Source organism: Sphingomonas phyllosphaerae, from assembly GCF_036946485.1.
GTDB lineage: Bacteria > Pseudomonadota > Alphaproteobacteria > Sphingomonadales > Sphingomonadaceae > Sphingomonas > Sphingomonas phyllosphaerae_E.
On record NZ_JAQIJA010000005.1, the window covers coordinates 1,395,136 to 1,408,456 of the forward strand.

Below are 13,321 nucleotides of genomic sequence, written 5' to 3' on the forward strand. Positions count from 1 at the left end.
ATGGCGACGGCCTGGGAGCCCTGGTTGCCGGCGGCGGCGATCGCGCGGGCGGTCGACGACGTGCCGGTGCGGCGCGTGGTCGCGGAATGGGCGGCGGCGTGGTTCGTCGGCGCGTCGCCGAAGGTGCGCCCCGCCAGCGGGCCGGTGGAGATGCCGGTGGCCGGGACGTCGTGGGCGAGCGAGGGACTCGTGCTGACGATCGGCGCGGAGATGGACGAGGTCCTCGGCGATTTGGTGTTCGGCGCGATTCCGCCGGACGCGACCACGGGCGATCGGACCGCGATCGCGTCGGTGGTCGCGGCGTGTCTCGGCGACCTTCGCGCGCGATTGGCGAAGGCGATCGGGAGCGGGGCGGCGTGGGCGGGTGACGTCGAACCCGCGCGGCGCTGGCAATGGCGCGTCGATGTCGGACGGGCGGCGGCGCTGCATGTCGCGGTCGAAGAGGCATGGATCGTCCGGCGTGCGTGTGCCGCGTTGCCCCAGGCCGCGGCCGTCCCGCTCGTGCCGCTCGCCGATGCGCTGGCGTCGCAGCGCATCGACGTCGCGGCGCTCGTCGGTCGATCGCGGCTGACCACCGTGGAGCTGGCGCAACTGGCGGATGGCGATGTCGTGGTGCTCGACCGCGCGCTCGACGCCGCCGCGCCGCTGGCGGTCGACGGCGTCGCCGGTCCGCTGCGCTGCGCGATCGTCGAGCATGACGATCATCTGACCCTGACCCTTGTCGATCGAGAGGCCCTGTGACCGCACCGACCGAAACTCATGATGCCGTGGCGCGGACGCTGGCCGCGCGGATGATCGACCATGTCGAGGTCGAGCTGGAGGCGTTCGTCGGCGCGGCGCGGATGACCATCGCCGAGCTGGCGGCGCTCGTCCCCGAGGCGGTGGTGGCGCTGGAGGCCCCGCTCAACCGCGCCGTCGAGCTGCGGCTGAACGGCGCGGCGGTGGCGTGCGGCGAGCTGGTGGCGGTCGGCGACCGGTTCGGCGTGCGGCTGACCGAGATCGCGCCGTGATCGCGGCGGCAGCCAGCGCTGCGACGCGGCTGGGCGGCGGTGGTGCGCCCGACATCCCGCTCGGGCGGATCGTGCTGGCGTTCCTGCTGTGCATCGCCGTCGCGGCGCTGGCGATCCTGTTGCTGCGACAACGCGGTGCGCCGCTCGCATGGCGGCGGCTTGGCGAGGCGCGTGGCGCGATCGAGATCGGTGAGGTCCGCCGGCTGACGCTGCACGCCGACATCGGCGTCGTGCGGCACGCCGGGCGCGAATATCTGGTGCTGGTGCAGGCGGGCGCGGCATCCGTTCTGCGCGAGCGCGACGTCGAGGGATCGGGCGCGTGATGCTGGCGATGGCGGTAGCGACGGCGGTCGACATGCCGGCGGGCACGTCGGACGTGATGCGCACGACGATCATGCTGACGATGCTGGCGATCCTGCCGGCGGTGCTGATCAGCATGACCAGCTTCGTGCGGATCGTCATCACGCTGTCGATGGTGCGTCATGCGTTCGGGATGCCCGAGACGCCGCCCAATCCGGTGCTGGTCAGCCTCGCCTTGTTCCTCACCGCCTTCTCGATGACGCCGACGCTGACCGCGCTCAACGATCGTGCGGTGCAGCCGTTTCTGGCGCGGCAGATCGACCTGCGCGACGCCTATGTGCGCGGATCGGCACCGTTGCGCGACTTCATGCTGGCGCAAACGCGCGACAGCGACATCGCCGCGATCTATGCCGTCGCGCATGTGCCGGTGCCGGCGCGGCCCGAACAGGTCGAGCTGCTGAAACTCGCGCCCGCGTTCATCATGAACGAGCTGCGCGTGTCGTTCACGATCGGCTTCGTCATCCTGCTGCCGTTCCTGCTGATCGATCTGGTCATCTCGGCGATCCTGCTGGCGCTGGGGATGATGATGGTGCCCCCGGCGACGATCTCGCTGCCGATCAAGCTGTTGATGTTCGTGCTGATCGACGGATGGAGCCTCGTCATCCAGGGCGTGCTCGGCAGCTTCAGGTGAAGCGGCGGCGCGCGACCGGGCTGGACGTAGTGCTCGATCCGCAGCGCGCGGAGGCGTCGCTGTGGCGGCGCGCACGGTTTGAGGCGGACGTCGGATCGCGCGAGACGTTGTTCAACCGCTACGTGCTGCTCGCGCGCTCGGTGGCGGCGCGGCATTTCCGGCGGCGGCGCGCGGTGGAGCGCGGCGATCTGGAGCAACTCGCCTATGAGGGACTGTTGCAGGCGATCGACCGCTTCGATCCGCTGCAGGGCGTGCCGTTCGGGGCCTATGCGCGGCCGCGGATCGCGGGCAATGTCGCCGACGGCGCGACACGGATGACCGAGATCGAGGCGCAAGTGAGCCGCCGCTACCGGATGCAGCAGGAACGGCTGCGGACGCTGAAGATCGACGGCGGGGGCGATGCGCTGACCACGCTCGCCGATCTGGTCGTCGATCTGGCGATCGGGTTGATGCTGGAGGGGACCGGGATGCTGGCGGCCGAGGATGAGGCCGATGCGCGGCCCGGCGCCTATGAAGGGCTGGCTTGGCGGCAGACGCAGGCGGCGTTGACGGCGGCGCTGGACCGGCTGCCGCAGGGCGAGCAGACCGTGATCCGCCAGCATTATCAGACCGGCATGAGCTTCGCGCATATCGCCGAGCTGTTGCGGCTGAGCCGCGGACGCGTCTCGCAATTGCATCGCAGCGCGGTCGAGCGGCTGCGGCGCTGGTTGCGGCACCATCAAGGATGAAGGGAATGACGTTGCTGAGCGATGCGCGGATGCAGGAAGTGGTCGATGCGGTGGCGGCGTCAGACGATGCCGATCTGGCGATCGTCGACCGCGCCCTGGCCGAGGCACCCGACGATCCGCGGCTGCACTTCCTGCGCGGGTCGGTGCTGGCCGGGATCGGGCGGCCGATCGAGGCTTTGGCGTCGTTGAAGCAGGCGGTGGCGCTCGCCCCGGATTTCGCGATCGCGCGGTTTCAATTGGGCTTCTTCCAGTTGACCTCGGGCGAGGCGGCGGAAGCGTTGTCGACCTGGGGGCCGCTCGCGCTCTTGCCGGAGGAGCATTATCTGCGGATCTTCGTCGGCGGGCTGACGTACCTGATCCGCGACGAGTTCGTGGCCGCCGTGGCGGAGCTGCGGCGCGGGATGGCGGCCAATGTCGAGAACCCGCCGCTCAACCGCGACATCCAGTTGATCGTCGATCGCGTGACCGACATTCCCGCCCCCGCCGCGGCACCGGAGGAGGCCAGTTCCGCGACCAGCCTGCTGCTCGGGCAGTTCGGCAGCGCGCGGGTGCATTGACGTGATGCCGATCGGGATCACCGACCGCGTCCTGCTGATCCTGCGCGAGCGGTTGCGGCGCAGCGAGCGCGCGCCGACACGCGGCACGGCGCAAGTGGGGGAGCGCGCCGCGTCGCCGCAGGAGCGGATGGAAGCGCTGGCAACGATCCGCGACCTGCCCGACCGCGATTTTCGCCGTGCGGTGGTGCGCGGCCTGCTGGGCGAGCGGCTGGGCGAGGCGCTGGCCGCCGATCCGGCCTTCGATGCGATGAGCGCGGAGGTCTTGCGGATCGTCGAGGGATCGGACGAGGCGCGCGCGGTGCTCGACCGCGCGGTGGAGGAACTGCGCGCGCGGTAGGCTTAGTCCCCACCGTCGCCCCTGCGAAGGCAGGGGCCCATGTCTGTCGAATGTGTCGGTCAGGCGGACACATAAGCCGTCGTTATCGTGTCAGATGATCCGCGGCACGACACAGACATAGGCCCATGCCTGCGCCGGGGCGACGTTATCGAGTGGCGAATGCCGAGCGCCATTCGGGGCGCACGATCGCCAGCAGCGCCGGGGTGACCGGCACCGTCATCTCGTACATTCCCTCGGCATACGACCCGGCGACATATTGCCCGGCGACCAGCCCGATGCGGTCGATCGCGCGGCGGTCGGTCGAGCCGAGCAGCACGATCAGGTCGGAGATCGGCGGGCAGGGGAAGATGTCGTCGCTGCCCGGATCGCTCCCCAGCCGCCGGTGCCGCTCGCCCTTCAGCCACGCGCACCAGCCTGGCCCGAGCACCCGCTGCATCGCGGCCGGCGAGTCGAACATCGCGCGCGGATCGACCAGCCGTGCTTTCGCCTTGTCCCACACCAGCGGTTCCAGCGCGGTGTTGCCATGCGCGCCGCCGGTGAAGCGATAGGTTTCGCCGGACAGGCTCAGCAGCCGCGGCGTCTCGGTGACGACCTTCCACTCGCGGTTCGCACTGTCCTGACGGAACGGATAGCCATCCTTGAGCGCGTCGCGGCGACTGGCCGCCGCCATCTTCGCGGTGCGCGTCCGCAGCCACGCCCGGTCCTCCTCCAGCCAGCGGCGCAAGGGCGCGATCCGCGCGGCGGCGGCGGGGTAGATGTACGAGAAATCGAGCGCGGCGGTCTTTACCGCGACCTTTGTCTGCGCCGTGGCGGGGACCGCCGATACCAGCAAGATCAACCCCATCACCCGCCGCATGACATCCCTCGCCAAAGCCGTGCCGCTTCCATATGGCAGCGGACATGAACCGACGCCATCTCACCGCCGCGATCGTGGCGCTCGCCGGCCTAGCGACGACGCTCCCCGCCGGGGCCGACGCGCTGATCGACAACGTCAACGGCCTGACGCTCAACCGCGACCGGCAGGTGGTGCGCTTCAAGGCGATGGTGATCGACGCGCAAGGGCGGGTCGTTCGCCTGATCGCCCCCGACGAACAACCGCCCAAACCGACCAAGAAGAACCCCGGCCCGCGCTACGACTGGCGCGCCGACATGAAGGGGCGCGTGCTGGTGCCCGGCATGATCGACGCGCACGGCCATGTCATCGAACTGGGGCTGGCGGCGCTGACGCTCGACCTGTCGGACACGCGCTCGCTCGACGAGGCGAAGGCGAAGATCGCGGAATACGCGCGCGCCAACCCGGACCGGCAGTGGATTATCGGGCGCGGCTGGAACCAGGAGGTGTGGCAGCTCGGGCGCTTCCCGACCGCCGCCGATCTCGACGCGGTGGTCGGCGATCGTCCGGTGTGGCTGGCGCGCGCCGACGGCCATGCCGGCTGGGCGAACAGCGCCGCGCTCAAGCTGGCCGGCGTCACCGCCGCGACGCAGGCCCCGGCGGGCGGGCGGGTCGAGAAGCCGCTCGGCGTGCTGGTCGACCGCGCCAAGGAACTGGTCGAGCGCGTCGTGCCGAAGGTCAGCCCCAAGGACCGTACCGCCGCCTTCCTCAAGGCGCAGCAGATTCTGCTCGGCTACGGCGTCACCGCGATCGCCGACATGGGGACCAGCGTCGACGACTGGATGACCTATCGCCGGATGGGCGACATCAACGCGCTGCGCGTCCGCATCATGTCCTACGGGCTCGGGATCGATACCGCGGTGACGATCGGCGGCACCGGCCCGACGCCGTGGCTGTACGACGACCGGCTGCGGCTGGAGGGCGTCAAGCTCTACGCCGATGGCGCGCTCGGCTCGCGCGGCGCGTGGCTGAAGGCCGATTACGCCGACGCGCCGGGGCAGCGCGGGCTGGGCTTCCTCGCCGACGACCAGTTGCAGAACATCATGAGCCGCGCGGCGATGGACGGCTATCAGGTCGCGGTCCATGCGATCGGCGACCGCGCCGATCGCCAGGTGCTCGATGCGATCGCCGAACTATCGGAGACCTACAAGGGCGACCGCCGCTGGCGGATCGAACATGCGCAGATCGTCGATCCGGTCGATATGGCGGCGTTCGGCAAGTACCATATCGTCGCCTCGATGCAGCCGACCCACCAGACCAGCGACCGCCTGATGGCGGAGGCGCGGCTCGGGCAGGCGCGGCTGGCGGGCGCCTATGCGTGGAAGACGTTGCTCGATGACGGCGCGACACTGGCCTTCGGCTCCGACGCGCCGGTCGAGAAGCCCGATCCGTGGGCGGGCTGGGCGGCGGCGTTCACGCGCACCGATGCCGAGGGGCAGCCGGTCGGCGGCTGGCACCCCGAACAGGCGGTGTCGCGCGAACAGGCGTGGTGGGCGTACACCGGCGGCGCGAGCTATGCCGGGTTCGCCGAGCAGAAGTTCGGGACGCTGGCGCCGGGACAGCGCGCCGACTTCCTGTTGCTCGACCGCGACCCGCTGACCGCGACGCCGGCGGATTTGCGCCAGACCAAGGTGCTGGAGACATGGATCGGCGGTGCGAGGGCGTGGGAGCGGAAGTAACTCACGTCGTTCGACAGTTTACGTCGCCGATCGTTTGCCCGTCGCCCCGGATCCTTCGACAAGCTCAGGAGAGCCTCGATCCGGGGCCCGCTTCCTTTTGGCGCGTCGAGCCGACGTAACTTTTTCCGTCATTGCGAGCGTAGCGAAGCAATCCAGGGCCGGACCAGGACGCTCTGGATTGCTTCGCTACGCTCGCAATGACGACTTTCGGGCATTTTGCCTCAGCCACCGCCAGGAAAAGCGGGGCCTCGGATCAAGGCTCTCCTGAGCTTGTCGAAGGATCCGGGGCGACGGCGGTGGTGCGGCGTCCCCCGATCACGTCCGTGGCGACGGCGATTGGGCCCGTACGCCCCCTCAGAACTCCGACCAATCCTCCTGCACCGCCACCGCCGCGCTGCCACGGCTGCGCGCGCTGGCGGCGATCCGGGCACCGGCCGCGGCGGCGCGCGCCTGCATCTGGTGGACCGGCGATGCGGTCGGTGCGGCATAACCCGCCGCGCCTGCCGCCAGCCGGAAGCGCCCGACCTCGCGCGCCATCACGTCGGTTTCCTCGACCAGGCTGCGCGCCGCCGCCGTCGCTTCCTCGACCATCGCGGCATTCTGCTGGGTCACCCCGTCCATCTCCGACACGGCGGTGTTGACCTGCTGCAGCCCGGTCGCCTGCTGTTCCGCGGCCGAGGCGATGTTGCCGACCAGCGTGCTGATCTCGCCGATCCGCGACGTGATCCGCTGCAACGCTGCGCCCGCCTCGGCGACCAGCCCGACGCCCAGATCGACCTGCTCGGTGGAGGCGGTGATCTTGCTCTTCACGTCCTTCGCCGCGTCGGCCGAGCGCTGCGCCAGCGCGCGCACCTCGCTGGCGACCACCGCAAAGCCCTTGCCCGCGTCGCCCGCACGCGCCGCCTCGACGCCCGCGTTCAGCGCCAGCAAATTGGTCTGGAAGGCGATGCCGTCGATCACCGCGATGATCTCGCTGATTTCGCTCGACGAGCGTTCGATGCCGTTCATCGCCTCGACCGCGCGGCGCACCACGTCGCCCGACGCCTCGGCATCGCGGCGCGTCTCGACGACCACCGCATCGGCGCGCGAGGCGGTTTCGGCGGTTTCCTTCACCGTCGTCGTGATCTCGTGCATCGCGGCGGCGGTTTCCTCCAGCGAGGCGGCCTGCTGCTCGGTGCGCTGCGACAGATCGTCCGACGCCTGACGGATGTCGTTGGCGCCGTTGGTGATGCCCGTCGCGCTGGTCGTCACCGCCGCCATCGCCGCCGACACCGCCGTCATCGCCTCGTTGAAGTCGGTCTTCAGCTTGGCGAACGGCCCGGTCAGCTCGGCATCGATCCGTGCGGTCAGGTCGCCCTGCGCCAGCGCGCTCAGCCCGCGACCGATATTGTCGACGATCAACGCCGTCTGCTCCGCCTTGGCGCGTTCGGCGGCGGCGAGCTGGTTGCGGAACTGCACCATCACCTTGGCGAGCTGCCCGACCTCGTCGGCACGCTCGTCCACCGCGACCTGCGCGTTCAGGTCGCCCCCGGCCAGCTTGCCGAGCGCCTCAGTCATCGCCTTGATCGGCGTGGCGATGCCGCGGATCAGCGCCATGAGCAGCAGCCCGGCGAGCACCAGCGCCGCGACGACCAGCCCCACCGCCAGCGCGCGCGAGAAGGTGTAGAGCGCGTTCGCCTCGTCCATCTCCTTTTCCATCAGCTTGACCTGGATGTCCTGCGACGTCGACGCTTCGGCATTGGCCTGGTCGAAGATCGGCTGACTGGCGCGGAACGCCTGGGTCGCCTGTTCATTCAGATTGGACTCGCCCAGCCGGCGCGTCATCTCGGAACGGCTGACGAACGCGGTCCAGAGCTGGCGGAATTTCGTCAGCGAGGCGCGTGCCTCCGGTGCGACCAGCGCCTTGTCGAGATAGGCGACGTTCTTGGCGATCAGCCCCAGCTTTGCCGAGGCCATCTGATCGGCCTCGCGGATCTTGTCGGGTTCGGTCGACAGGATCACCGTCGCCTCGGCAATGCGATAATCGGACGTGGCGGTGTTAATCGTCGCGATCGCCACCAGCTTGTCGCGGCGGTCCTTGCCCAGCACCTCGGTCGCGTGGTTCAGTCTGTCCTGCGTCCACAGCGACATGCCGGCCATCGCCACCAGGGCGAGCGCAAGAATACCGAACGCGAGCAGCAGTTTGCGGCCAATCGCAAGATTCTTCATCACCACGGCCTTTATGGAATCGTATCTGGTTAGGCCCAGCGTTACCGCGCACTGCTTGACATCGCGTTAAGATAGGTGCGGATCGGCCCTATATGACGCGGTAGGGCACGATGCCGCGCACGTCGGCCTCGACCGCGATCGCGCGATCGGTCGGCGGAAAGGCGCGCTGGTCGCAATCGGTGCGCGGGCAGAGGCGGCAGCTGATCCCGATCGGGGTCGCGGTGCGCAGGTCGACCGCATCGGCATAGACGAAGTCGGCGGCATGGGTCGCCTCGCATCCCAAGGCCACCGCATAGCGGCGCGGCGCGCGCGCGAAGCGGCCCGACGGCTTCACCAACCCCTTCGCCATCGAGACGTAGCGGACGCCATCGGGCGTCTCGGCATGTTGCACCAGGATGCGGTCGGGGATCGCGACCGCTTCATGGACGTGCCACAGCGGGCAGGCGCCGCCGAAGCGCGCGAATTGCAGCCGGGTGGCGGAATGGCGCTTGGTGATGTTGCCCGCCATGTCGACGCGGCAGAAATAGAAAGGGATGCCCTCCGCACCGGGGCGTTGCAGCGTCGATAGCCGGTGACACGCCTGTTCGAAGCTGGTGCCGAACCGCCGCGACAGCCGGTCGATATCGTGCCGCAGCGCACGCGCCGCCTCGCGGAACGCGTGATACGGCATCAGCATCGCACCCGCCGCGTAATTGGCGAGTCCGATCGCGAGCAGCCGCCGCGCCTCCGGCTGGGCGAGCCCGGACGCCGCGACGATCTCGGCGATCGGCCCGGCGAAGGCGAGCGCGGCGATGCGGTGCGCGATCAGGAAGCGGCGGCTTTCCGGCGGCAACGCGGCGTTGAGGCGCAGCATCCCGCCGTCGAACCGCGCCAGCGGCGCGTCCTCGCGCGCTTCGTCGAGCAAGGTCACGCCTTGCGCCGCCAGGGCGGTGTCGATCGGCGTCGCTTGATGCGCCTGTGCCCATTGCTCGGCGGCGCGGTCGAGCGGGTCGATGTAATTGCCCGCTTCGTGGAACCAGTCGCGCACCGCCTCCCACGGCAGCCGCGCGCCGACTCCGGCGGTCAGCGCTTCCTCGGCGAGCGCGACGCGTTCCTCCGCGGCACGCTTGGCGGCGTGGAGCGCGATCAGCCGGTCGGCGAGCGCCGGGCGCTCCTCCGCCAGTCGCGCGACGTCTTCGGGGGGCAACGGCGCGACCGCCGGATCGGCGAGCGCCTCGCGCAATGCCACCAGCCGCCGCGCCGGCACCGTACCCTCGATGTCGGCGAGCGCGGCGGGGAAATGCTGCGCCAGCGCCGCGCTCACCGCGGCGGTCAGCGGACGTTCGTCGCTTTCGAGCTGCGACAGATAGCTGACCGACAAGCCCAGCCGCGCGGCCATCGCACGCTGGTTGAGCTGCGCTGCCCCCCGCAACGCGCGGAGCTGCGCACCGGCGTAGAGCCGCGCCTTCACGCTCCGTCGCCTCCGCGCCCGTCGCCCCTGCGCAGGCAGGGGCCCATGTCTGTATCGTGCTCACGGACCGTGGACACACGCGCGTCCCTCGCCGTGACAGTGGCATCGCAGCACGACACAGTCATAGGCTCCTGCCTACGCAGGAGCGACGGGAGTTCGCAACTCCCCGCTTCGCAAGTTCGCAACTTCACATTTGCCCCGCCGCCGCCCGCCGGGCACAACGCCGTCCGCGTCCGGGAGAGAAGAATGTCATCGACGATCGCCGAACTCGAGAACCGCCGCGCCGCGGCCCGCGCCGGTGGCGGGCAGAAGCGCGTCGACGCGCAGCACGCCAAGGGCAAGCTGACCGCGCGCGAACGGCTCGACGTGTTGCTCGACGAGGGCAGCTTCGAGGAGCTCGACATGTTCGTCGAGCACAATTGCACCGACTTCGGGATGCAGGAGCAGATCGTCCCCGGTGACGGCGTCGTTACCGGATCGGGGACGATCAACGGCCGGCTGGTGTTCGTCTTCTCGCAGGACTTCACCGTCTTCGGCGGCTCGCTTTCCGAGCGCCACGCGCAGAAGATCTGCAAGATCATGGACATGGCGCTCAAGGTCGGCGCACCGGTGATCGGGTTGAACGATTCGGGCGGCGCGCGCATCCAGGAGGGCGTCGCATCGCTCGGCGGCTATGCCGAGGTGTTCCAGCGCAACGTGCTGGCCAGCGGCGTCGTCCCGCAGCTCAGCCTCATCATGGGGCCGTGCGCGGGCGGGGCGGTCTATTCGCCGGCGATGACCGACTTCATCTTCATGGTGAAGGATTCGAGCTACATGTTCGTCACCGGCCCCGACGTGGTGAAGACCGTCACCAACGAGGTCGTCAGCCAGGAGGCGCTGGGCGGCGCGGTGACGCACACCACCAAGACCAGCGTCGCCGATGTCGCGTTCGACAACGATATCGAGGCGCTGCTCGCGGCGCGCGACTTCGTCGACTTCCTGCCGTCCTCCAACCGCGAGGGGGTACCCGAGCGACCGACCGACGATCCGTGGGACCGCGCCGAGCCCGGCCTCGACACGCTGATCCCCGCCAACGCCAACCAGCCGTACGACATGCACGAACTGCTCGCGAAGGTGGTCGACGAGGGCGACTTCTTCGAGATCCAGCCCGCGCACGGTGCGAACATCATCTGCGGCTTCGGGCGCATCGAAGGGCGCACCGTCGGCTTCGTAGCAAACCAACCGATGGTCTTGGCCGGCGTTCTGGACATCAATTCCAGTCGAAAAGCGGCACGCTTCGTGCGATTCTGCGATGCGTTCGAGATCCCGATCGTCACCTTCGTGGATGTTCCCGGCTTCCTGCCCGGCACCGCGCAGGAGCATAACGGCATCATCAAGCACGGTGCGAAGCTGCTGTTCGCCTATGCCGAGGCGACCGTGCCGAAGATCACCGTCATCACCCGCAAGGCCTATGGCGGGGCGTATGACGTCATGGCGTCCAAGCACTTACGCGGCGATCTGAACTATGCGTGGCCGACCGCCGAGATCGCGGTGATGGGCGCGAAGGGCGCGGTCGAGATCATCTTCCGCGGCCGCACCCCCGAGGAGATCGCCGAGCGCACCGCGGAATATGAAGCGCGCTTCGCCAACCCCTTCGTCGCGGCGAGCAAGGGCTTCATCGACGAAGTGATCCAGCCCCACTCCACCCGCCGCCGCATCGCGCTCGGCCTGCGCAAGCTGCGCAACAAGGCGCTGGAGAACCCGTGGAGGAAGCATGACAATATTCCGCTCTAAGTTCCGTCATTGCGAGCGAAGCGAAGCAATCCAGGGCGTGGCGCGGAACACTGGATGGCGTCGCTACGCTCGCAATGACGAGGTTGTGGCGTGAAGCAGCCCGCGGTCTACATCATGGCGAGCGGCCGAAACGGCACGCTCTATGCCGGCGTAACCTCGAACCTCGCGCAACGCGTGTGGCAGCATCGTGAAGGCGTCGTGGAAGGCTTCACGCAGCAATATGGCTGCAAGTTGCTGGTCTGGTTCGAGATCGCCGACACGATGGAAGTCGCGATCACCCGCGAGAAGCAGATCAAAAGCGGATCACGCACCAAGAAGATCGCGTTGATCGAGGCAATGAACCCGCATTGGCACGACCTCTACGAACAGATCGCCCATGGATGACGACATGACACACACCCATTCCGTCATTGCGAGCGTAGCGAAGCAATCCAGGGCGTCTCGCGGAACACTGGATTGCTTCGCTACGCTCGCAATGACGAGGGGGGCACGATGACCCTCGGCCGCCTCAACCACGTCGGCATCGCCACCCCGTCGATCGCCCGCGCGGTCGAGACCTATCGCACGCTGCTCGGCGCGAAAGCGATCGGCGAACCGTTCGACCTGCCCGCGCAGGGCGTGAAGGTCTGCTTCATCGACGCGCCCAACACGCAGATCGAACTGATTGAACCCTATGACGACACGTCCCCGATCGCCGGCTTCCTAAAGAAGAACCCGATCGGCGGGCAGCATCACGTCTGTTTCGAGGTCTCCGACATCCACGCCGCGGTCGCCGACCTCAAGGGCAAAGGCGCGACGATCCTCGGCGAACCGCGGATCGGTGCGCATGGCACGCCGATCGTCTTCGTCCACCCGCGCGACATGGGCGGGGTGCTGGTCGAACTGATGGAAACGCCGCAGGAGGGCGCGCATTGAGCTACGAGACGATCACCTTCGACCTTACCGACCGCGTCGCGACGCTCGCGATCGACCGGCCCGCGCGGATGAACGCGCTCACCCCGCGCGTCTTCACCGAACTCACCGCCGCGATCGATGCCGCACTCGAACAGGGCGCGCGCGCGATCGTGCTGACCGGCACCGGTGGTGCGTTTTGCTCCGGCGCGGACCTTGTGGGAGACGGCGGAGCGCCGATGCCGCGCGATCTCGGCGAGTCGCTCGATACCAGCTACAATCCGTTCGTCCGCAAGGTCGCCGCGCTCGACGTGCCGTTCCTCACCGCGATCAACGGCCCGGCGGTCGGCGCGGGGCTCGGGCTGGCGTTGCTCGGCGACATCAGCGTCATGGCGCGCTCGGCCTATGTGCTGCTCGCGTTCGTCAACATCGGGCTGGTCCCCGACGCCGGCGCGACGTGGCTGGTCGCCAAGGCGGCGGGGCGCACCAAGGCGCTGGAGATGGCGCTGCTCGGCGAGCGCGTGTCAGCCGACGAGGCGCTCGCCGCCGGGCTGGTGACGCGTGTCGTCGACGACGCGCAGGTGCTCGCCGAAACCCGGAAGCTCGCGGCGAAGCTCGCCGCCGGGCCATCGGTGGCGATCGGGATGATCCGCAAGCAGGTCGCCGCTGCGCTGTCGCTCGATCTCGACCAGTCGCTGGCGCTCGAACGCGAAAACCAGACCCGCGCCGGCCACACAAGCGACTTCGCCGAGGCGGTCCGCGCGTTCGGCGAGAAGCGCAAGCCGGTGTTCGAGGGCCGCTGAAC

General features: G+C 69.1%; 15 protein-coding genes. 12 read left to right on the forward strand and 3 right to left on the reverse strand.

Annotation, left to right across the window (positions count from 1 at the left end; translation table 11 throughout):
- The 7 genes from PGN16_RS15180 to PGN16_RS15210 are packed head-to-tail and all read left to right on the forward strand — an operon-like array spanning position 1 to position 3,623.
- A complete protein-coding gene (locus PGN16_RS15180) occupies positions 1–741 on the forward strand; it encodes a FliM/FliN family flagellar motor C-terminal domain-containing protein (RefSeq protein ID WP_335310203.1) in 741 nt (246 codons plus the stop codon).
- Positions 738–1,010 (forward strand): FliM/FliN family flagellar motor switch protein, encoded by a 273-nt coding sequence (locus PGN16_RS15185; RefSeq protein ID WP_335310204.1) that lies wholly within the window; start codon positions 738–740, stop codon positions 1,008–1,010. Before PGN16_RS15180 ends, PGN16_RS15185 begins: the two co-directional genes overlap by 4 nt.
- Positions 1,007–1,333 (forward strand): hypothetical protein, encoded by a 327-nt coding sequence (locus tag PGN16_RS15190; RefSeq protein ID WP_335310205.1) that lies wholly within the window; start codon positions 1,007–1,009, stop codon positions 1,331–1,333. The genes PGN16_RS15185 and PGN16_RS15190 overlap by 4 nt, the downstream gene beginning before the upstream one ends.
- Positions 1,333–2,001 carry a flagellar type III secretion system pore protein FliP gene (fliP, locus tag PGN16_RS15195; protein WP_335310356.1) on the forward strand — a complete coding sequence of 223 codons (669 nt, stop codon included), beginning with the start codon at positions 1,333–1,335 and terminating at the stop codon, positions 1,999–2,001. Before PGN16_RS15190 ends, fliP begins: the two co-directional genes overlap by 1 nt.
- Positions 1,998–2,729 (forward strand): sigma-70 family RNA polymerase sigma factor, encoded by a 732-nt coding sequence (locus PGN16_RS15200; protein WP_335310206.1) that lies wholly within the window; start codon positions 1,998–2,000, stop codon positions 2,727–2,729. Before fliP ends, PGN16_RS15200 begins: the two co-directional genes overlap by 4 nt.
- 5 nt (positions 2,730–2,734) lie before the next feature.
- Positions 2,735–3,286 (forward strand): hypothetical protein, encoded by a 552-nt coding sequence (locus tag PGN16_RS15205; RefSeq protein WP_335310207.1) that lies wholly within the window; start codon positions 2,735–2,737, stop codon positions 3,284–3,286.
- A gap of 4 nt (positions 3,287–3,290) precedes the next feature.
- Positions 3,291–3,623 (forward strand): hypothetical protein, encoded by a 333-nt coding sequence (locus PGN16_RS15210; protein ID WP_335310208.1) that lies wholly within the window; start codon positions 3,291–3,293, stop codon positions 3,621–3,623.
- A gap of 145 nt (positions 3,624–3,768) precedes the next feature.
- Here PGN16_RS15210 and PGN16_RS15215 read toward each other — a convergent pair whose 3' ends face one another.
- Positions 3,769–4,467, reverse strand: coding sequence for a DUF4163 domain-containing protein (locus PGN16_RS15215; RefSeq protein WP_335310358.1), 699 nt, complete (start codon positions 4,465–4,467; stop codon positions 3,769–3,771).
- A 56-nt stretch (positions 4,468–4,523) separates the two neighbouring features.
- On the opposite strand from PGN16_RS15215, the gene PGN16_RS15220 reads away from it, so the two are divergent.
- Positions 4,524–6,194, forward strand: a complete 1,671-nt coding sequence (locus tag PGN16_RS15220; RefSeq protein WP_335310209.1) for an amidohydrolase — start codon at positions 4,524–4,526, stop codon at positions 6,192–6,194.
- A gap of 354 nt (positions 6,195–6,548) precedes the next feature.
- Here the strand turns inward: PGN16_RS15220 and PGN16_RS15225 are convergent, their stop codons facing one another.
- The gene (locus PGN16_RS15225) at positions 6,549–8,402 is read right to left on the reverse strand and encodes a methyl-accepting chemotaxis protein (protein WP_335310210.1); all 1,854 of its coding nucleotides are present in this window, start codon (positions 8,400–8,402) and stop codon (positions 6,549–6,551) included.
- Positions 8,403–8,490: 88 nt separating this feature from the next.
- Positions 8,491–9,852: a helix-turn-helix domain-containing protein gene (locus tag PGN16_RS15230; protein WP_335310211.1), complete on the reverse strand. Its 1,362-nt coding sequence runs from the start codon at positions 9,850–9,852 to the stop codon at positions 8,491–8,493.
- A 246-nt stretch (positions 9,853–10,098) separates the two neighbouring features.
- Here PGN16_RS15230 and PGN16_RS15235 point away from each other — a divergent pair, with 246 nt between their 5' ends.
- The 4 genes from PGN16_RS15235 (at position 10,099) to PGN16_RS15250 (ending at position 13,319) form a co-directional block, all read left to right on the forward strand.
- On the forward strand, positions 10,099–11,625 hold the full coding sequence (locus PGN16_RS15235; protein WP_335310212.1) for an acyl-CoA carboxylase subunit beta: 1,527 nt from the start codon (positions 10,099–10,101) through the stop codon (positions 11,623–11,625).
- A gap of 114 nt (positions 11,626–11,739) precedes the next feature.
- Positions 11,740–12,009: a GIY-YIG nuclease family protein gene (locus PGN16_RS15240; protein ID WP_335310360.1), complete on the forward strand. Its 270-nt coding sequence runs from the start codon at positions 11,740–11,742 to the stop codon at positions 12,007–12,009.
- Positions 12,010–12,117: 108 nt separating this feature from the next.
- Positions 12,118–12,540, forward strand: coding sequence for a methylmalonyl-CoA epimerase (gene mce, locus PGN16_RS15245; protein WP_335310213.1), 423 nt, complete (start codon positions 12,118–12,120; stop codon positions 12,538–12,540).
- The gene (locus PGN16_RS15250) at positions 12,537–13,319 is read left to right on the forward strand and encodes an enoyl-CoA hydratase-related protein (RefSeq protein ID WP_335310214.1); all 783 of its coding nucleotides are present in this window, start codon (positions 12,537–12,539) and stop codon (positions 13,317–13,319) included. The genes mce and PGN16_RS15250 overlap by 4 nt, the downstream gene beginning before the upstream one ends.
- Positions 13,320–13,321 lie beyond the last annotated feature (2 nt).

Bases quoted from the DNA above. Each gene is read 5' to 3' on its own strand.
- PGN16_RS15180 (WP_335310203.1), top strand. From the start codon at position 1: ATGGCGACGGCCTGGGAGCCCTGGTTGCCGGCGGCGGCGATCGCGCGG.
- fliP (WP_335310356.1), top strand. From the start codon at position 1,333: ATGCTGGCGATGGCGGTAGCGACGGCGGTCGACATGCCGGCGGGCACG.
- PGN16_RS15205 (WP_335310207.1), top strand. From the start codon at position 2,735: ATGACGTTGCTGAGCGATGCGCGGATGCAGGAAGTGGTCGATGCGGTG.
- PGN16_RS15210 (WP_335310208.1), top strand. From the start codon at position 3,291: ATGCCGATCGGGATCACCGACCGCGTCCTGCTGATCCTGCGCGAGCGG.
- PGN16_RS15215 (WP_335310358.1), bottom strand. From the start codon at position 4,467: ATGGGGTTGATCTTGCTGGTATCGGCGGTCCCCGCCACGGCGCAGACA.
- PGN16_RS15220 (WP_335310209.1), top strand. From the start codon at position 4,524: ATGAACCGACGCCATCTCACCGCCGCGATCGTGGCGCTCGCCGGCCTA.
- PGN16_RS15225 (WP_335310210.1), bottom strand. From the start codon at position 8,402: ATGAAGAATCTTGCGATTGGCCGCAAACTGCTGCTCGCGTTCGGTATT.
- PGN16_RS15235 (WP_335310212.1), top strand. From the start codon at position 10,099: ATGTCATCGACGATCGCCGAACTCGAGAACCGCCGCGCCGCGGCCCGC.
- PGN16_RS15240 (WP_335310360.1), top strand. From the start codon at position 11,740: ATGGCGAGCGGCCGAAACGGCACGCTCTATGCCGGCGTAACCTCGAAC.
- mce (WP_335310213.1), top strand. From the start codon at position 12,118: ATGACCCTCGGCCGCCTCAACCACGTCGGCATCGCCACCCCGTCGATC.